This window comes from Streptomyces sp. NPDC059003 (genome assembly GCF_042740445.1).
In the GTDB taxonomy this organism is placed as follows: domain Bacteria; phylum Actinomycetota; class Actinomycetes; order Streptomycetales; family Streptomycetaceae; genus Streptomyces.
This window is the reverse complement of record NZ_JBHYJH010000008.1, coordinates 73,778-92,296: the sequence shown is the minus strand read 5'-3', so window position 1 is coordinate 92,296 and position 18,519 is coordinate 73,778. Positions and strand designations below refer to the sequence as shown.

At 73.3% G+C, this 18,519-nt stretch carries 12 protein-coding genes; 10 read left to right on the top strand and 2 right to left on the bottom strand.

All coding sequences use genetic code 11. The features are described from left to right. Positions 1-118: 118 nt before the first annotated feature. Both ACFWZ5_RS06560 and ACFWZ5_RS06555 read left to right on the top strand, forming a co-directional pair. Positions 119-2,326: a glycosyltransferase gene (locus ACFWZ5_RS06560; RefSeq protein ID WP_384799144.1), complete on the top strand. Its 2,208-nt coding sequence runs from the start codon at positions 119-121 to the stop codon at positions 2,324-2,326. Between the two features lie 75 nt (positions 2,327-2,401). Then, positions 2,402-3,388, top strand: coding sequence for an N-acetyltransferase (locus tag ACFWZ5_RS06555; RefSeq protein WP_384799147.1), 987 nt, complete (start codon positions 2,402-2,404; stop codon positions 3,386-3,388). A 38-nt stretch (positions 3,389-3,426) separates the two neighbouring features. On the opposite strand, the gene ACFWZ5_RS06550 is transcribed toward ACFWZ5_RS06555, so the two are convergent. Continuing rightward, positions 3,427-4,209, bottom strand: a complete 783-nt coding sequence (locus tag ACFWZ5_RS06550; RefSeq protein WP_384799150.1) for a dioxygenase — start codon at positions 4,207-4,209, stop codon at positions 3,427-3,429. Positions 4,210-4,337: 128 nt separating this feature from the next. Here ACFWZ5_RS06550 and ACFWZ5_RS06545 point away from each other — a divergent pair, with 128 nt between their 5' ends. The 3 genes from ACFWZ5_RS06545 (at position 4,338) to ACFWZ5_RS06535 (ending at position 8,447) form a co-directional block, all read left to right on the top strand. After that, entirely contained in the window at positions 4,338-4,802 is a 465-nt protein-coding gene (locus tag ACFWZ5_RS06545; protein ID WP_384799153.1) for a MarR family winged helix-turn-helix transcriptional regulator, read from the top strand. Between the two features lie 447 nt (positions 4,803-5,249). Beyond that, positions 5,250-7,004, top strand: a complete 1,755-nt coding sequence (locus tag ACFWZ5_RS06540; RefSeq protein ID WP_384799156.1) for an ABC transporter permease — start codon at positions 5,250-5,252, stop codon at positions 7,002-7,004. 36 nt (positions 7,005-7,040) lie between these two features. Further along, on the top strand, positions 7,041-8,447 hold the full coding sequence (locus ACFWZ5_RS06535; protein ID WP_384799159.1) for a nitrate/sulfonate/bicarbonate ABC transporter ATP-binding protein: 1,407 nt from the start codon (positions 7,041-7,043) through the stop codon (positions 8,445-8,447). Between the two features lie 13 nt (positions 8,448-8,460). Here the strand turns inward: ACFWZ5_RS06535 and ACFWZ5_RS06530 are convergent, their stop codons facing one another. After that, a complete protein-coding gene (locus ACFWZ5_RS06530; RefSeq protein ID WP_384799162.1) occupies positions 8,461-8,889 on the bottom strand; it encodes an ArsR/SmtB family transcription factor in 429 nt (142 codons plus the stop codon). A gap of 489 nt (positions 8,890-9,378) precedes the next feature. On the opposite strand from ACFWZ5_RS06530, the gene ACFWZ5_RS06525 reads away from it, so the two are divergent. The 5 genes from ACFWZ5_RS06525 to ACFWZ5_RS06505 all read left to right on the top strand — a co-directional run bounded on the left by ACFWZ5_RS06525 (position 9,379) and on the right by ACFWZ5_RS06505 (position 18,478). After that, positions 9,379-12,195 (top strand): AAA family ATPase, encoded by a 2,817-nt coding sequence (locus ACFWZ5_RS06525; RefSeq protein ID WP_384890485.1) that lies wholly within the window; start codon positions 9,379-9,381, stop codon positions 12,193-12,195. A gap of 365 nt (positions 12,196-12,560) precedes the next feature. After that, a complete protein-coding gene (locus tag ACFWZ5_RS06520) occupies positions 12,561-13,214 on the top strand; it encodes a response regulator transcription factor (protein ID WP_384795035.1) in 654 nt (217 codons plus the stop codon). A 72-nt stretch (positions 13,215-13,286) separates the two neighbouring features. Further along, positions 13,287-14,600, top strand: a complete 1,314-nt coding sequence (locus ACFWZ5_RS06515) for a sensor histidine kinase (protein WP_384795037.1) — start codon at positions 13,287-13,289, stop codon at positions 14,598-14,600. 554 nt (positions 14,601-15,154) lie between these two features. After that, positions 15,155-16,216, top strand: coding sequence for a ParB/RepB/Spo0J family partition protein (locus ACFWZ5_RS06510; protein ID WP_384795039.1), 1,062 nt, complete (start codon positions 15,155-15,157; stop codon positions 16,214-16,216). A gap of 126 nt (positions 16,217-16,342) precedes the next feature. Then, positions 16,343-18,478, top strand: coding sequence for an ABC transporter ATP-binding protein (locus tag ACFWZ5_RS06505; RefSeq protein WP_384795041.1), 2,136 nt, complete (start codon positions 16,343-16,345; stop codon positions 18,476-18,478). Positions 18,479-18,519: the final 41 nt, after the last annotated feature.

Sequence of the window (18,519 nt, the reverse complement as noted above, 5' to 3'; positions counted from 1 at the left end):
CCCCCTGTGCGACCTGAGGCCCCCGCCACCCGGCGGGGGTCGCTCCCACCGGACGACGGGTCCGGCACAGCCTTCAGCCGGATGTGGCGGGGCGCCCGCCTTCGTGAGGGTGAAGACCGTGCGGATCACTGCACAGCACCACGGACGACTCGGGACGAAGGGCCACGGCACAGCCCCCATGAAGATCACCTTCCTGCTCTACAACGCGTACGGCATCGGCGGCACGATCCGCGCGACGGCGAACCTCGCCACCGCCCTCGCCGAGCGCCACGAGGTCGAGATCGTCTCCTACTACCGCACCGCCGAGCACCCGAGCCTCCCCTTCGGCCCCGGCGTCACCCTGCGCCCCCTCGTCGACCTGCGCCCCGGCTCCCGGCACCACGACGGCGACCGCCCCGACCAGGCCGCGCCCGGCGAAGTGTGCCCGCACGACCTGATGTACAAGGGCAGGACGCCGCCCAGCAGACTCGGCGAGGAGCGGCTCGCCGACTTCCTGCGCCGCACCGACGCGGACGTCGTCGTCGCGACCCGCCCCTACCTGGTCTGCTTCCTCGCCGAGCACGGCCGCCCCGACCAGCTGCGCATCGGCCAGGAACACGTCACGCACGACTTCCACGGCGCGGGCCTGCGCCGCGACCAGGACGCCGCCATCGCCCGGCTCGACGCGTTCGTGACCGTCTCGCACGGCGACGAGCGGGCCTACCGCACGGCGCTCCCCGATGTCGGCACCCGCCTCACGCACATCCCGAACTGCATCCCCGCCCCCGAGGCCGAGGCCTCGTCGGGCGACACGAAGACGGTCGTCGCGGCGGGCCGGCTCGTCCCGGTGAAGCGCTACGACCGGCTGATCGGGGCGTTCGCGGAGGTCGCCAGGCAGCACCCGGACTGGACCCTGCGCATCTACGGGCGCGGCCGTGAGAAGGACAGGCTGCGCCGCCGCATCCGCGAACTCGGTCTGCACGACCACGTGCTCCTGATGGACGCGCACAGCCCGATCGACACGGAGTGGGCCAAGGGCGCCATCGCCGCCGTGTCGAGCGCCACGGAGTCGTTCGGCATGACGATCGTGGAGGCCATGCGCCTGGGCGTGCCGGTGGTGAGCACGGACTGCGACTACGGGCCGCGCGAGATCATCACGCACGGCGAGGACGGCCTGCTCGTCCCGGCGGACGGCTCGGACACGGACGTGGAGAAGGGGCTCGCCGACGCGCTGTGCCGCCTGATCGAGAACGACACGGAGCGCTTCCGCATGGCCCAGGCGGCGATCGCCTCCGCGCGCCGCTTCCTGCCGGACCACACGGCCGCCCAGTTCGAGGCGCTGATCGCCGACCTCAGGCCGGGCACCACGCCGACCCGCCGGACCCGCACCCGCGGCGGCGCCCGCACCCGGCGCACGGCGCCCGCCCGCACACCCCGCCAGCGCCTCGGCGCGCTCGCCGAGCGGCTCGGCGTGGCCGCCTGGCTCGGCAAGGCGCTGCCGCCCGTCGCCGTCGGCTGCCGCGTGGCCGCGGACGGCTCGCTGTACTTCCACGTTCCGGTGCACGAACTGCCGTACGGGGCCTGGCAGTTGGTGCTCAAGCCGCGCGCGGGCACGGACGACGATGAGGTGCTGCTCCCGTTCAAGGTCACCGCCGACGACGGCGCGTACGTCAGGCTCATGCTGCACCGCAGCGGCCGCCCGATGGCCGAGGGGTACTGGAACGTCCACCTCCAGCAGGGGCGCGCGGGCCGCGTACGCCGGGTGCGGGCGGGACTCGTGGAGACCGGCCGCCTGCTCGCCGCGGTGCCGCCGCACCCGTCCGGCGCGGGCTTCGCGACCGCCGTCCCGTACCGCACCAAGGACGGCCACCTCTCCCTGCGCACCTGGAGCCGGGCGGCCCACGCCGAGCTGGAGTCCCTGGCCGTGGCCGACGGCGCGCTCGCGCTGACCGGCACGGTCCACGGCGAGGCGGCGCGCGGCCACCACTACCGGCTCACGGCACACCTGCGCGGCTCCGACGCCGAGGTCCGGACCCGCTGCAAGGTCGACGGGGCGGGCGGCTTCGCCGTCGAGCTCCCGCTGGCGGACCTGGCCGGGCGGCATCCGGGCGGCGAGGCCGTGTGGGACCTGCGCCTCGACCCGTACGACGAGAAGGGCGACGGCATGCCCGTCGCGCGGCTGCGCGGCGACATCGTGGACCGGCGCCGCACCGACGCCTTCCCGAGCGCCCACGGCGCCACCGACGACGGCGACATCGAGCTGCGCCCGCATCTGACCGTCCACCACAACCTCGCCGTGACGGCGGCGCCCCGCGCGGTGGCCCCTGAAGGGGAGCCCGTCGTATGATCGTCGGCGTACCGCATCGCATGGCGGCCTCCCTGACAGCATGGCCTGACCGGCCCTGACCTGCGAGGACCGCGCATGTCCGCCCTCAAGGTACGCCCCTTCCACCGCGACGACCGCGACCAGCTCACCGAGCTCGTGAACGCCCACGTCGCCGCCGTCGTCCCCGGTGTCTCCGTGTCCGTGAACACGGTCGTCGGCCAACTGACCCGGCAGCCCGACGAGTTCATCACCGACCCCTGGGTGGCCGAGCGCGTGACGCTCGTCGCCGAACAGCGGTCGTTCGTCGTGGCCGCCGCCCACCTGCTGCGCTACCGCGGCGACGACGAGGTGGGCCCGGACTTCCGGGACGCGGGCGTCGTCGACTGGTTCGTGTGCCACCCGACCGCGTCGTTCTGGCCCGACGCGGACGAGGCCGCCGACCTGTTGATGGGCGCCTGCCTCGCGCAGCTGTCGCGCTGGGGCGTGCGCGTGCGGGAGGCCGACGGCGCGCTGCCCGCGCCCGGCGTCTACGGCCTGCCCCGGGTCTGGCCGCACGTCCGGGCCGCGTTCGAGCGCGCCGGGTTCCGGCACACCGGGGACACGGAGGCCGTCCTCATCGCCGCCGTGTCCGACCTGCCGACGCCCGCGCCGCCGCTGCCGGGCCTCACGGTGCGGCGCTCGCTCGGCGAGTGCGGCACGCGTCTGACGGCGCACCTCGCGGGACCCGAAGGCCCCGACGGGTCCGACGGCCGCGACCTCGGCTTCATCGAGGTCGACACGGCGCTCGGCCGCGCCGAACGCCAGGCCCGCAACGGCGCGTTGGCCGACGTCGGCAACTTCCACCTGGTGCCGGACCACGGCGTGGACGGCCTCGCGGCCTGGCTGCTCGGGGAGGCCGCCGCGTGGCTGCGGCTCGCGGGCGCCGACCGGCTGCTCGCGTACGAGTCGGCCGGGGACGCGCAGGCGATCGCGGGCCTGACGGCGCTCGGCTTCCGGGAGTTGGTGCGTACGGACCGGGGCTGGACGCATCTCCGAGCTCTCGGCTGCGCTCGAGCAGGGGAGACCCCACAGCCGATGGACTGAGCCCCGGCGGCTCCCGAGGCCGAGTGCGGCCGTACCGCTCAGCCGAACTGCACCGACCGCTTGGAGAGCCCGAGCCAGGTGCCCTCGATGACGCTGCGCTGTGTGCGCAGCTCGTCCTCGGCGGTGCCGAGGGTGACCGCGAGCGGCACGAAGTGCTCCTCGCGGGGGTGGGCGTACCGGGCGGCCGGTGCCTTGCGCTCGAAGTCGAGCAGCGCGTCCACGTCCCCGGCCGCCAGGGCACGCCTGCCCCAGTCGTCGAACTCGGCCATCACGGACGGCACCTTGTTCTCGGGGTTGATGGCCCGCAGGTTGTGCGTGAACGAGCCGCTGCCGACGATCAGCACGCCCTCGTCGCGCAGCGGCGCGAGGCGGCGCCCGATGTCCATGAGCTTCTTCGGGTCCAGGGTCGGCATGGAGATCTGGAGGACCGGTACGTCGGCGTCCGGGTACATCTCGCGCAGCGGGACGTACGCGCCGTGGTCCAGGCCGCGGTCCGGCAGGTCGTGCACCGGCATGCCGGGGCCGCGCAGCAGCCCCCGGACCTGCTCGGCGAGCTCGGGGGCGCCGGGCGCGGCGTACTGGATGCGGTAGTAGTGCTCGGGGAAGCCCCAGAAGTCGTAGATCAGCGGTACGGCGGTGGTCGCGCCGATGGCGAGCGGGGCCTCCTCCCAGTGGGCGGAGACCATCAGGATCGCCTTCGGCCGCGGCAACTCCTCGCCCCACCGGGCCAGTTCCCCCGGCCAGAGGGCGTCCTCGGCGAGGGTCGGGCCGCCGTGGCTCATGAAGAGGGACGGCATGCGCTCCGGTGCTGCGGTGGTCATGGTCGGCTCCTTGCGGTGCGGCGGTGACGGGCGCGGTGTGCGTACGACAGGTCGCGGTTCAAATTTGAACCACGTACCTCGACCGTAGCTGATTGTTTGAATTTGAACAACGGGCGTACGCTGCCGTCATGCCCGAAACGAACTGGCTCGACGACGACGAGATGGCCGCCTGGCAGGCCTTCCTGACCGCGGGCGCGCTGCTCGACCGGCGCATCGAGCAGCAGCTGAAGGAGGAGGCGGGCCTGTCGCACCTCCAGTACGAGGTCCTCGTCAGGCTCTCCGCCGTCGAGGGCGGCGAGCTGCGCATGAGCGAGCTCGCGGACGCCGTCATCACCACCAAGAGCGGGCTCACGTATCAGATCACGCAGATGGAGAAGGCGGGCCTGGTGCGCCGCCGCTCGTGCGACCGCGATGTGCGCGGCGTCTACGCGGTCCTCACGGACGAGGGCCGCGCGCGCCTGGAGCGGGCCGCGCCCGGCCATGTCGGCGTGGTCCGCGCGCACCTCGTCGACGTCCTCACCGCGGAGCAGCTCGCGGTGCTGCGGGAGGGGCTCGGCGAGGTCGTGCGGAGGCTGGGCGCGGACCAGGCGTGACGCGGGCGCCGCGGCTCGCGGCACCGTATTTGCGTATCGACGCAAAGAGGAGCAGACTTCCGGTGGCACCCCGGCCCACGACCGGCGCACGGGGCCTGCCCTTCCCCTGCTCGCGCGGCGGCCCCGACCGCCCGGCACCACAGAAGGAGGCAGCCATGGGCGCGGAACCTCCCAGTAGTCGCAGTTCCCGTAGCCGCTGCCTCCCCGGCAGCGCCTGATCCGTCGCTCCCGCACCGTCGCCGCCCGGCCCTCCGGCCGTGGGCCGACCCGCACGGGACCGGCGTGACGCGGGCCCCGGGCGCCCTCTGACGCGCCCCGATTCCCGCGTCCTCTCTTTGCCAGTTCACGTGCGCACACCAGGCGCACCGCCGCCCCCTTCCGGCCCGCCGTGCGCGCGGTCGCGGCCCGGGGTCCGCTGTGCCCACAGTGTGGTCGGAGGTTCTTGTGATGTCGTTCCGGACCGGCACGGGCGCCGCGCGCCCGCCGTTCGCCTCCCGTGTCGCGGGGCGCCTGTCCCGTATGACCTGGGTGGACGTGGTGGTCGCCGCGGCCGTCCTCGTCCTGCTCTATCTCGTCCTGCGCGTCGGCCAGGGCACCACCGTCCGCTTCTCCACCGAACAGTCCGTCAAGGTCGACACCGATCCGTCGCAGCTGCCGTACGACGCGGCGCGCTCGCTGCTTCGGATGTTCGTCGCGCTCGCCGCGTCGACCCTCTTCACCTTCGTGTACGCCTACGCCGCGGCCAAGAGCCGCCGTCTCGAACGCATCCTGATCCCGGCGCTCGACATCCTCCAGTCCGTGCCCGTGCTCGGGTTCCTGACGGTCGCGGTGACCGGGTTCATCGCCCTGTTCCCCGGCTCGACGCTCGGCCTCGAATGCGCGTCGATCTTCGCGATCTTCACGTCCCAGGCGTGGAACATGACGTTCGCCTTCTACCACTCCCTCACCTCGCTGCCCCGTGAACTCGACGAGCTTTCCCGGTCGTTCCGCTTCACCAAGTGGATGCGGTTCTGGAAGGTCGAGCTGCCCGCCGGGACGATCGGCCTGGTCTGGAACGGCATGATGAGCTTCGGCGGCGGCTGGTTCTTCCTCGTCGCGTCGGAGGCCATCAGCGTCAACAACAAGGACTACGCGCTGCCCGGCGTCGGCTCCTACGCGGGCGCCGCCGTCACCGACGGCGACCTCGGCAAGGTCGGGTGGGCCGTCCTCACCATGGCCGTCATGGTCGTCGGCGTGAACTTCCTGTTCTGGCGGCCCCTGACGGCCTGGGCGGAGAAGTTCAAGAACGAGCAGGCCGAGGCCGGCGAGGTCCAGCGCTCGGTCGTCCTCGACTTCCTGCGCCGCTCCCACTGGCCGCGGCTGCTCGGCTCGCTCCTGCGCCCCGTGGGGCGCGCCCTCGGCCGGGCCGCGCGGGTCCTCGGCACCGACGACCGGCCGCTCACGCTCTCCCCGGCGCGCCAGCGCACCGGCGACCTCGCCTTCGGGCTCGTCGCGGGCGGCCTGATCGTCTGGGGCCTGGTCGACCTCGGCCGCTATCTCGACGACCGCACCGGCCTCGGCGTGTTCGGGGAGCCGCTGCTGCTCGGCCTCGTCACCTTCGCGCGCGTCGTCGTGCTCGTCGCCGTGGCCACCGTCGTCTGGGTGCCCATCGGCGTACGGATCGGCTTCTCGCCGCGCCTGACCCGGATCGCGCAGCCCGTCGTGCAGGTCCTCGCGAGCTTCCCCGCGAACTTCCTCTTCCCCGTCGCCGTCTGGTTCTTCCTGAGGACCGGGCTCTCGATCGACGTCGGCGGCATCCTGCTGATGGCGCTCGGCGCCCAGTGGTACATCCTCTTCAACACCATCGCCGGTGCCATGGCGATCCCGACGGACCTGCGCGAGGCCATGGACGACCTGGGCGTCCGCGGCGTCCAGCGCTGGCGGCGGCTGATCCTGCCCGGCGTCTTCCCCTCGTACGTCACCGGCGGCATCACCGCGTCCGGCGGCGCCTGGAACGCGTCGATCGTCGCCGAGGTCGTCACCTTCGGCGGCACCACGCTCACCGCCACCGGGCTCGGCGCGTACATCGCCCAGGCCACCTCCGACGGCGACCACCCGCACCTGCTCGCCGGGGTCGCCGTGATGAGCCTGTACGTCGTCGGCCTCAACCGGCTCCTGTGGCGCCGCCTCTACCGCCTCGCCGAAAACCGCTACGCCCTCTGAACTTCCCTGACAGATCTACGTACTTGGAGAGCCGCCATGGCGCTGACCTCCCTCTTCCGCAAGAAGGCCACCGCACCCGCTGTCGCCTGCCCGCCGCGCGCCGCCGACGGCGACGTCCTGCTCGAAACCGCGGGCCTGACCAAGTCCTACGCGGGCGCCGACGGCGAACTGCCCGTCCTCGCGGGCATCGACCTGAAGGTGCGCGCGGGCGAGATCGTCGCCCTGCTCGGCAGGTCGGGGTCCGGCAAGTCCACGCTGCTCCGCTGCCTCGCCGGGCTCATCCCGGCGAGCTCAGGGACCGTCACCTACCGCGGGCGGCCGCTGACCGGCGCCAACCCCGGCACGGCCATGGTGTTCCAGACCTTTGCGCTGCTTCCGTGGCTGACGGTGCAGCAGAACGTCGAACTGGGCCTGGAGGCGCGCGGGGTCGGCCCCGACGCACGGGCCGAGGCCGCCCGCCAGGCCATCGACCTGATCGGCCTCGACGGCTTCGAGTCGGCGTACCCGAAGGAGCTGTCCGGCGGCATGCGCCAGCGCGTCGGCTTCGCCCGGGCCCTGGTCGTCGAGCCGGACGTGCTGATGATGGACGAGCCGTTCTCCGCGCTCGACGTCCTGACCGCCGAGAACCTGCGCGGCGAGCTGATGGAGCTGTGGGAGTCCGGCCAGTTCCCCACCCGGGCCGTGGTGCTGGTGACCCACAACATCGAGGAGGCCGTCCTGATGGCCGACCGCGTCGTCGTCCTCGGCTCGCGGCCCTACGGCACCATCCGCGAGACCATCGAGGTCGGCCTGGACCGCCCGCGCGACCGGAACGCGCCCGCGTTCGACGAGCTGATCGACCGCGTGTACCGCGTCATGACCGGCCGCCCCAAGGAGACGCGGCTCCCCGGCCGCGACGGGGCCGTGGGTCTGGGGAGCGGGGCCACGGACCTGGAGAAGCGGACCGTGGCCAACACCCCGCTGCCCACCGCCAGCGTCGACGGCCTGTCGGGCCTCGCCGAGATGGTCGCCCACCGCGGCGGCCGGTGCGACCTCGCCGACCTCGCCGAGGACCTCGGCCTCGACGTCGACGACCTGCTGCCGCAGGTCGACGCCCTCGACCTGCTCGGCTTCGCCGGGGTCAGCGGCGACGACCTGGTCCTCACGGAGCGCGGCGCCGCGTTCGCCGGGGCCGACGTGCAGACGTCCAAGACCATCTTCGCCGGTGCCGCGACGGACGTCCCGCTGGTCAAGCTGATCACCAACAGCCTGCGCCGACAGCCGGACGGCGCCGTCCGCGCCGGGTTCTTCCGCGACCTGCTCGCGCACCACTTCACCAGCGAACAGGTGGAGCGACAGCTGGAGACGGCGACCGACTGGGGGCGGTACGCCGAGCTGTACGCCTACGACGCGGACCCGGAGGAGTACCGGCTCGACGACGGGGGCGCGGGCGCGGCGGGCTGAGCGTGCGCGGGGCTCAGTGTCCGGTGGCCGGGCGTCGCCGGGCCGCCGGTGCCGCCCGGGGCGTCGGCTGCGGGGCGACGGCGGTCTGTTCCTGCGCCGCCGGTGCCGCGCCCGGCGATGCCGGGGCCGCCTCGCCCGCGCGCGCGGCGGTGTCGGCCACCAGGGTCGCCTCCTCCAGGAGGCCGCGTACGTCGGCGGCCCGGTAGTAGATACGGGTGCCCTCGCGGCGCGAGACGACAAGGCCCGCCGCCCGGAGCTTCGCCAGGTGCTGGGAGGTCGCGGCGACGTGCGCGCCGAGCAGCTCGGCGAGCGCGCTGACCGGCAGCTCCTGCCGGGTGAGCGCCCACAGGAGCCGGTACCGGGAGGGGTCGGCCACCGCCTTCAGCACCGCCACCGCACGGTCCGCGGCCGCCGCGTCCCACGACTGTCCTTGCGCATCCATGCAAGTAGGGTAGCGGCTTCGGCTCCTGGCGCGACGGGCGGGCGCGGGCGACGGTACTCGGCCATCGTGACGGCATTCCCGACGTCCCTTGAAAGTCCCCCGAAAGCGTTTTCGCGGTAAAGGTCCAGGCCAACAGGGGTGACGCGGGCATGACGTGCGCACATGTTCAGCTGCAAGCCCTTTCTTCCGCCCGTCGTGGCAGGTCAGGGCGGGTCGTTCGGCTGCTTCTTCGAAACAGCCATTGCTTTTCGGCATCTGGAAATGCTGCAAGAAACATCAACCGTTGCGGAGTTGAGAAGTCCATTTGTGGTGCCGTTGGCGCGATTTCGGTGGTGGCCGGGCGTCATTGCGTTGAATTCCGCTGGTAGTCGATTTTCCGATGTGGAAGAATATTCAAACGGTTGGACGGCCGCGTCCGAAAGGCTGGGTGCAGGCGTCCTGCCGTACCGCGGAAGAACCAGCCGTCAGGTGCGGGGGAGAAGTCGGCTCATGAACTTGGTGGAACGGGAAGAGGAATTCTCGATCATGGACGGCATGCTCACCGCCGCCATGGCGGGGCATGGCGGAGTGCTGTCGGTGAGCGGTGCGGTCGCGAGCGGGAAGACCGCGCTTCTGCGCGCCTTCGGGGCCGAAGCGCATGCGTCCGGGGCGCTGTTTTTGCAGGCCACGGCGTCGGACGCGGAGCGCGATCTGCCGCTGGGGGTGATGGGGCAGCTGCTGCTCGGCGCACGGCTGCCGCCGGAAGGGGTCGCGCGGGCGGCACGGCTGCTCGATCTCGTGGCGGCGACCGTGCCGGCGCGGCGGGCGCGGGTGACGCTGCCCGCCGCGGTGGTGAATGCGATCACGGAGCTCTGCGGGATTGTCCTGGAAAAGGCAGAGGAAAGGACGGTGGTGGTCGTCGTCGACGATGTGCACCACGCCGATCCGTATTCACTCGAATGTTTACTCTATCTGGCGCGCAGACTGGTCGCGCGCCGCATTCTCCTGGTGCTCGGGGAAAGCGGCGGTGAGCTGCCTGGGAATACGCGATTCCAGGTCGACCTGCTGCGTCTGCCGGGCTGTCGCACTATCCGGCTCGGCCCGCTCACTCGGGCGGGAGTGGCCGGCATGGTCACCGCGCTCGGTCCCGCCGGCGCCCTGGGCCCCGAGCGGTGGCGGCCGCGCTCGCTCGTCGCGGCCCTGCACCGGACCGGCGGCGGCAACCCCCTGCTGACCAGGGCCCTCATCGAGGACTTCGGTGCCGCGTGCGGCCCGGTCGAGAGCAGGCCCGCCGAGCCGGTGCCGGGCGAGGCCTACGAGCGGGCCGTCACGATGTGCCTGTACCGCAGCGACCCCGAGGTGCGGCACACCGCGTGGGCCCTCGCGGTCCTCGGCCCGGGCGCCCCGCCCGCCGAGCTCGCCGAAGTCATCGGCGTGAGCCCGGAGTCGGCGCACCGCGGCCTCGCCGCCCTGGACGCCGCCGGACTGCTCGGCTCCGGATGGTTCCGGCACGAGGCGGGCCGCGCCGCGGTCCTGCGCGCCATGGAGCCCGAGCACCGCGCGCGGCTCGAAGCCCGGGTGGCGACGGTGCTGCACGAACACGGGAGGGCGGTGACCGCGGTCGTGCAGCACCTGATCCTGGCGGAGCCGATCGACGCCCCGTGGGCGCTGCCGACGCTCCTCGAAGCGGCCGAACGGGCCCTGGCGGACGACGAGGTGGGCCTCGCGCTCGCCTGTCTGCGCGTCGCCCGCGACACCTGTACCGACGAGCACACGGCCCTGGAGATCAGGGCCGCCCTCACCCGGGCCGCCTGGCGGGTCAACCCGGCCACCGCCGCCCCGCACCTGCCCGAGCTCACCGCCGCCGCGCTCGCGGGCCGGCTCGGCGACCGGCAGGCGGCCGAACTGGTCGCGGACCTCCTGTGGTTCGGCCGCGTCGACCAGGCGCTCGCCGTGCTCCGCGCCGCCGAGAAGGCCCGGGCCACGGCCCACCCCGGCACCGGCGCCCCGCACCGGCTCGACGACGTCCGACTGTGGATGGCGTACGAGTATCCGGGCCTGCCGCGCCCCGCCCGGGCCCGTACCGAGGGCGTCCCGCAGGCCGCGACCCCCGCGCGCAGCATCCACGAACGAGCGGTCACCCTGGTGAAGGCGGTGCTCGACGGCGCCGGGGACGACGTCGTGGTGCGCGCGGAACAGGTCCTGCAGGGCACCCGCCTCGACGACCGCACGGTCCCGGCGCTCGTCGTCGCCCTGGACTCGCTGATCCTCGCCGACCGCCTCGACAAGGCGGCGCACTGGTGCGAGACGCTCTTCAAGGAGGCCGCCGAGCGCGGCGCCCCCATGTGGCAGGCCCAGCTCGCGTCGGTCAAGGCGCGCATCGAGGTGCGCCTCGGCGGGCTCGCCGCGGCCGAGCGGTCCGCGCACACGGCGATCACGCTGGTGCCCGCCGAGGGCTGGGGCGTTGCCCTCGCGTCGCTCGTCGCCGTCGCCGTGTACGCCAAGACCGCGCGCGGCCGCCTCGACGAGGCGGCCGCCCAACTGGCCCTGCCCGTCCCGGAGGTGGCGTTCCACACCCCCGACGGGCTGCTCTACCTGTGGGCGCGCGGCCACTACTACCTCGCCGCCGCGCGGCCCTACGCCGCGCTCGACGACTTCCGCACCTGCGGCGACATCATGACGGGCTGGGACCTCGACCTGCCCGCCCTCGTGCCCTGGCGCACCGACGCCGCGCAGGCCCACCTGGCGCTCGGCGACCTCAGCCGCGCCCAGAGCCTCGCCGAGGAACAGCTGGCCCTGGTCGGCACCGCGGGCTGCTGGACGCGCGGCGTCTCGCTGCGGGTGCTCGCCCGCGCCCTCGACCCGGCGCGGCGCCCGCCGCTCCTCGACGAGGCCGTCGAGATCCTGCGGGCGACCGGCCACCGGCTCGAACTCGTCCACGCCACCGGCGAGTTGGCCCGCGCCCACCGCGAGCTCGGCGGCGCGGGCCAGGCCCGGGCCCTGGCCCGCAGGGCGCAGCAGCTCGCCCGCGAGTGCGGGGTCCCCGACCCCGAGGACCCGTCCGCCGACACCGCGGCCTCCCCGGCAGGGAACGGCGTCCCGCCGCCCCAGGCCCGGCGGCAGCGCGTCGAGCTCAGCGACGCCGAGCTGCGCGTCGCCACGCTCGCCGCCCGCGGCCACACCAACAGGGAGATCGCCGACAAGCTGTTCATCACGGTCAGCACCGTCGAGCAGCATCTGACCCGCGCGTACCGCAAGCTGGACGTCCAGCGTCGCGCGGACCTGACGGCGAAGATCAGACCGGCCGCGGGCACCGGCTCGCGCTAGCGGCGCCACGAGTACGCCGAGAGCGAGGCCCGTCAGGGCCGTAAGCGCCGGTGGGAGGAGCAGTGCGGCGGTCATCTCCGGTGTCACGTCTCCTCGTCGCGTCCGGGGACGCGGTGCGCTGCGCTCCGCATCCGTTGTACGAGTCCGTATCCGTTGTACGAGGCGGGCGGTCACACCGCGGTCCGCACCTCCCGCGCCGGTCACAGCGGCGGGCGGCGCCGGTACGCTGCGAAGCGGTGTCGGCGCGGCCGGTGACCGCCGCGCTGTGACCGGGGCGTGACGGGGCGTCGGGCAGGCTCGGGCGGCATGATCAGCCGGAGCGGCCCGGCCCCGCCGGTCACGCGGAGCCGCGCGGGGGGTGGACGATGAGAGTCCTGGTGGTCGAGGACCACGTGGAGCTCGCGCAGTCGGTGGCGCGCGTGCTGCGCCGCGAGGGCATGGCCGTCGACGTCGTCCACGACGGCGGCGCCGCCCTGGAGCGCACGGCCGTCGTCGAGTACGACGTCGTCGTGCTCGACCGGGACCTGCCCGGCGTGCACGGCGACGAGGTGTGCAGCAAGCTCGCCGCCGAGCCGGTGCACGCCCGGGTCCTGATGCTGACCGCGTCGAGCACCATCGCCGACCGCGTCGACGGCTTCAACCTCGGCGCCGACGACTATCTGCCCAAGCCCTTCGCGTACGCCGAGCTGGTCGTCCGCATCCGTGCGCTCGCCCGGCGCCCGCAGCCCGCCCTTCCGCCCGTCCTGGTCCACGGCGACCTGCGGCTCGACCCGGCGCAGCGGCTCGCGACCCGCGCCGGGCACCGGCTCACGCTCACCCCCAAGGAGTTCGCGGTCCTGGAGTACCTGCTCGCCGCCCAGGGCCGGGTGGTCTCGGCGGAGGAACTCCTGGAACGGGTCTGGGACGAGGCCGCCGACCCCTTCACGACCACCGTCAAGGCCACCATCAACCGGCTGCGGCCCAAGCTCGGGGACCCGCCCGTCGTCGAGACGGTGCCGCGCGGCGGCTACCGCATTTGACAGACCACAGCTGAGACAGCTGAGACAGCTGAGACAACCGCCCATGGGACCCCGCAGTTGAGACACCACCGGATGCGAGACGCCATGCGACTGCCCGCGCACCCGCCCGCCCCGTTCGCGGGGATCACCCGCCTGCTCGCCGTGGCCGCGGGCCGCCTGACGGGACGGCGCGTCCGCGTGCGCCTGACGCTGCTGTACGGCGTGCTGTTCGTCGTCTCCGGGGCGGTGCTGCTCGCGATCACGTACCTGCTCGTCACGCACGCGTCGGAGAACCTCACCCTCGTCGGCAGCCACAACGGCAAGCCCACGCTGGTGACCGGCGGCGAGGCCCTGAGCCGCGTCGACTCCCTGCCGGGCGGAGGGGCGCCGAAGAGCCTCGACGCCTTCACCCAGACACTGCGCGACCAGGCCTACAGCCAGCACCAGGAGGAACTCCGGCATCTGCTGGTGCAGTCGGGGATCGCCCTCGGGATCATGGCGGTGCTCTCCATCGCGCTCGGCTGGCTGGTCGCCGGGCGCGTGCTGCGCCCGCTGCGCACCATGACCGGCACCATCCGCAGCATCTCCGCGCGCAACCTGCACGAGCGCCTCGCCGTCGCGGGCCCCGCCGACGAGCTGAAGGACCTCGCCGACACCGTCGACGGGCTCCTCGGCCGCCTGGAGTCCGCGCTCGACTCCCACAAGCGGTTCGTCGCCAACGCCGCCCACGAACTGCGCACCCCGCTCACCCTGGAGCACGCCCTCGTCGAGGAGTCGCTCATGGACCGCGAGGCCACCGTGGAGTCGTACCGCTCGAACCTGGAACGGCTGCTCGCGATCAGCGAACAGCAGGCCCGTCTCCTGGAGTCGCTGCTCACCCTGTCCAGCAGCGAGCGCGGCCTCGACCGCCACGAACCGGTCGACCTCGCGGCCCTCGCCGAGCAGGTCGTCCGCATGCCGCGCCCCGACGTCGGCCGCCGGGGCCTGCGCGTCGAGGCAAGCACCGCGCCCGCGGCCACCACCGGCGACTCCGCGCTCGTCCAGCGCCTGGTGGCCAACCTCGTCGACAACGCCGTGGGCTACAACGTCCCCGGCGGACACGTGGAGATCACCACCGGCACCCGCGACGGACACGCCGTCGTGACCGTCACCAACACCGGGCCCGAGGTGCCGCCGGAACAGGTGGAGCGCCTCTTCGAGCCCTTCCAGCGGCTCGGCCGCACCGCCGACGAGGGCCACCACGGGCTCGGCCTGTCCATCGTCCGCACCATCGCGACCGCCCACGACGCCCGCCTCACCGCGCACGCCCGGCCGGGCGGCGGCCTCGCGGTGGAGGTCGCCTTCCCGCCGACGGGACGCGGCCTCGCGCGGGCCACGCCGGAGCACGCCCCTGCCGCCGCCCCCTGACTCCCGGATAGGGGTGAATAGGGGTGTCAGGCCGCCCGGGGGGCCTGTTAATGAGGGGTACCAGGCCGGAAAGCGCGTTGTTAAGGTGAGCGTGTTCGGCTATCAGGAGAATCCTCCGCCGCGGCCAGAATTCAGCCGCGGGCTCGGCACCCCGGAAAAGGCAGCGGCATGCTCCGGACCGAAGGCGTTCTCCGGCCGGACGATCGGCATTCCGTGCGCACCGCGAGCGGGCGGTCCCGGAATCGGCAGTCCCAACCGATCGGCAGTCCAAACCGGGGGAGACACAGTGGTGGTGAGCACCGGCAGGGTTTTCGCATTCGACGTTCCCGCATGTGATGTTCCGGCATTCGGCGTTGCGGCATTCAGTGTTCCGGCATTCGGTGTTTCCGCGTACGTCACTTCCGGATGCGGCGCGCACCTGACCTGAGGGGTGGCCGCAGGCGGGCCCGGCAGGGTCCACGGGAGCGGTCCGGTCGCGCCCGGGTCAGGGTGTGGTCCGGTGCGCGTGTCCGCGCACGCGCGCCGGTGCGAACAGATCACTAGGGGGAGTTGAGTTGACCATACCTGGGCACCCGCGCATCGACCGCGTCATGGTCGTCGAAGTCGAGATCGGCTCGCTGTCGACGGCCGGCTCGCCACGGCTCTCCGGAGCCGATCCGGATCACGTGGAAGCCCTCGCGGCGGTGCGGACACCGCTGCCGCCCATCACCGTGCACCGCGCCACGATGCGGGTCATCGACGGGCTGCACCGCGTACGGGCGGCCGAGCTACGCGGCCACAGCAAGATCGCCGCCAGGTTCTTCGAGGGCACCGAGGCCGACGCGTTCGTCCTGGCCGTCGAGTCCAACATCGCGCACGGCCTGCCGCTGAGCACCGCCGACAGGAAGCGCGCCGCGCGGCGCATCATCGGCTCGCACCCGCAGTGGTCGGACCGCATGATCGCCTCGGTCGCGGGCATCGCGCCCGGCACGGTCGCCGAGGTCCGCCGGCGCCAGCCGGGCGGCGGGACCGGCGCGGCCAGCCGGCTCGGCCAGGACGGCCGGGTCCGCCCGGTCAACGGCGCCGAGGGCCGCAGGCTGGCCAGCGAGATCATCGCCGAGAACCCGGGCCTCTCGCTGCGCCAGGTCGCCCGCGCCGCCTGCATCTCGCCCGAGACGGTACGCGACGTACGCAACCGCATGATGCGCGGCGAGGACCCGCAGCCGCGGCGCGGACGGCAGGGACGCCCCGGAGCTCCCGCGACCGACGCGGCCCACGTGACCGGCACGACCGGAGTGACCGGCACGACCGGAGTGACCGGCGTGGCCGTGCCGGGCGCGGCCGCCCGTGCCGGATTCGGCCCCGTCGGCGTCCCCGACCACCGGGCGACCGCCCTGGACCGAGCCGCGGTCGTGGAGCGCCTGAAGGCCGACCCGGCGCTGCGCTTCAGCGACACGGGCCGCACCCTGCTGCGGCTGCTCAACCTGCACACCATCAGCACGGAGGACTGGGACGAACTCATCGAGAAGGTCCCGCCGCACTGCGGCGGCATCGTCGCCGACCTGGCCAACGAATGCGCGGAGATGTGGGCGGAGTTCGCACTCCGGGTCCAGCGGAAAGTCGCAGAGACGGCATAGCGGCCGCGCTGTCCAACTGACCGCTCCGCCCGGTCGGACAGAGGTTGGCGCGGAAATAAGAACGGTAGTTTCCTGGCTACGAGCGAAGCCGGTGGAACAACGCGATCCACAGGAGGTTTCCGTCGCGTGTTAATCACCCAAGGCCCTGGCGGAATTACCGTCGGAGACCCGAACTCGTCCGGTCCCGAGAAACAGAAACTGCGGCCGGGAACAGCGCGCCGTGCGCTCGCCTGTCTGCGGCCGCACACCCGTTCCCTGCTGTTCCTGCTCCTGACCACCGTGGTCGACTCGCTCGTCATCGTGGCGACACCGCTGCTCCTGAAGGACATCGTCGACGACGGCATCCTCAAGGACGACAAGGGCCTCGTCACCGCCCTCGCCCTGATCGTGGCCGCGCTCGCCGTCGTCGACGCGGTGACCCAGCTCGGGCAGAGCTACTTCTCCGGGCGCATCGGGCAGGGCATCAGCCACGACCTGCGCGTGCGGACGTTCACACACGTCCAGCGGCAGCCGATGGCGTTCTTCACGCGCACCCAGACCGGACTGCTCACCAGCAGGCTCAACGCGGACGTCCTGCTGGCCCAGCAGTCCCTCGGCCTGATCCTCGCCTCGGCGACCAGCGTCCTGACGGTGCTTCTGGTCCTCGGCGAGATGTTCTACCTGTCCTGGCTCATCAGCCTGATCGCGGTGGCGATGCTGCCGCTGTTCGTCGTGCCCGGCGTCTACGTCGGACGGCGTCTGAAGCGCTACTCCCGGGAGCAGATGCAGTCCAACGCCGAGCTCGCCGGGATCGTCCAGGAGCGGTTCAACGTGAGCGGCGCGATGCTCGCCAAGCTGTACGGCCGCCCGCGCACGGAGGCCGCCCACTTCGAGGAGCGGGCGGGCCGGGTCCGCGACGTCGGCGTGGTCCTCTCGGTGTTCAGCCGCCTCTCGTTCATCTCCATGGCGCTGCTCGCCGCCCTCGCCACGGCCCTGGTGTACGGCGTCGGCGGCACCCTCGTCCTGAACGGCGTGTTCCAGCTCGGCACCCTGGTGGCCCTCGCCGTGCTCCTCGGCCGCCTCTACGGCCCCATCACGCAGCTGTCCAGCCTCCAGGCGAACGTCCTCACCGCCCTGGTCAGCTTCGACCGGCTCTTCGAGGTGCTCGACCTGAAGCCGCTCATCGAGGAGAAGCCCGACGCCGTCGCGCTGCCCGCGCCGGGCGCGGTACCCGCCCCGCGGATCGTGTTCGACGGGGTGTCGTTCCGCTACCCGCGCGCCAGCGACGTGTCCCTGGCGTCCCTGGAGTCGGGCGCCCTGTCCGCGAAGGAGCGCGCCCAGAACACCCCCGAAGTGCTGCACGACCTGACCTTCGAGCTGCCGCCCGGAAAGCTGACGGCGCTGGTCGGCCCGTCGGGCGGCGGCAAGACGACCACCACGCACCTGGTGTCCCGCCTCTACGACCCGACGTCGGGCAGCGTCCGCCTCGACGGCAAGGACCTGCGCGACGTCACCCTCGACTCGCTGCGCGACACGGTCGGAGTGGTCACCCAGGACGCGCACTTCTACCACGACACGATCCGCGCGAACCTCGCCTACGCCCGCCCCGACGCCACCGAGGACGAGCTGTTCGAGGCCTGCGACGCTGCCCGGATAGGGGAGTTGATCCGCTCGCTGCCCAGCGGCCTCGACACGGTCGTCGGCGACCGCGGCTACCGGCTCTCGGGCGGCGAGAAGCAGCGGCTCGCCCTCGCCCGGCTGCTCCTCAAGGCACCGTCCGTGGTGGTGCTCGACGAGGCGACCGCCCACCTGGACTCCGAGTCCGAGGCGGCCGTCCAGCGGGCCCTGACCACGGCGCTGCGCGACCGGACGTCCCTGGTGATCGCGCACCGCCTGTCCACGGTCCGCGAGGCCGACCAGATCCTCGTCGTCGACGACGGCCGGGTGCGCGAGCGCGGCACGCACGAGGAACTCCTCGCGGCGGGCGGCCTGTACGCCGAGCTCCACCGCACGCAGTTCGACCGCCGGGGCCCCGGCGCGAACGGCGCGGGCCCCGTCGGCCCCCCGGCCCCGGGCGCGCGTCGGCTCGCTCCCGGGGAGGGCCCGGTGCTCGGCGGCGGCCCCGTGCTCGGCCGGGGCCCGATGCCCGGCAGCGGCGACGGCCTCGTCATCGGCGAGGGCCCGATGCCCGGCGGCGCCGACGGACTCGTCCTGGGCGGCGGCATGCCACCGGGCGGCGGCGAGTACGCCGTACGCCGCCGCGGCGAGCCGGACGGGCCCTAGGGCCCTAGCCGCGCCACCCGACCCGGAACGAACAGAGCCCC

Bases quoted from the DNA above. Each gene is read 5' to 3' on its own strand.
- ACFWZ5_RS06535 (WP_384799159.1), top strand. From the start codon at position 7,041: ATGGCGCTGACCTCCCTCTTCCGCAAGAAGGCCACCGCACCCGCTGTC.
- ACFWZ5_RS06515 (WP_384795037.1), top strand. From the start codon at position 13,287: ATGCGAGACGCCATGCGACTGCCCGCGCACCCGCCCGCCCCGTTCGCG.
- ACFWZ5_RS06520 (WP_384795035.1), top strand. From the start codon at position 12,561: ATGAGAGTCCTGGTGGTCGAGGACCACGTGGAGCTCGCGCAGTCGGTG.
- ACFWZ5_RS06540 (WP_384799156.1), top strand. From the start codon at position 5,250: ATGTCGTTCCGGACCGGCACGGGCGCCGCGCGCCCGCCGTTCGCCTCC.
- ACFWZ5_RS06525 (WP_384890485.1), top strand. From the start codon at position 9,379: ATGAACTTGGTGGAACGGGAAGAGGAATTCTCGATCATGGACGGCATG.
- ACFWZ5_RS06555 (WP_384799147.1), top strand. From the start codon at position 2,402: ATGTCCGCCCTCAAGGTACGCCCCTTCCACCGCGACGACCGCGACCAG.
- ACFWZ5_RS06530 (WP_384799162.1), bottom strand. From the start codon at position 8,889: ATGGATGCGCAAGGACAGTCGTGGGACGCGGCGGCCGCGGACCGTGCG.
- ACFWZ5_RS06550 (WP_384799150.1), bottom strand. From the start codon at position 4,209: ATGACCACCGCAGCACCGGAGCGCATGCCGTCCCTCTTCATGAGCCAC.
- ACFWZ5_RS06545 (WP_384799153.1), top strand. From the start codon at position 4,338: ATGCCCGAAACGAACTGGCTCGACGACGACGAGATGGCCGCCTGGCAG.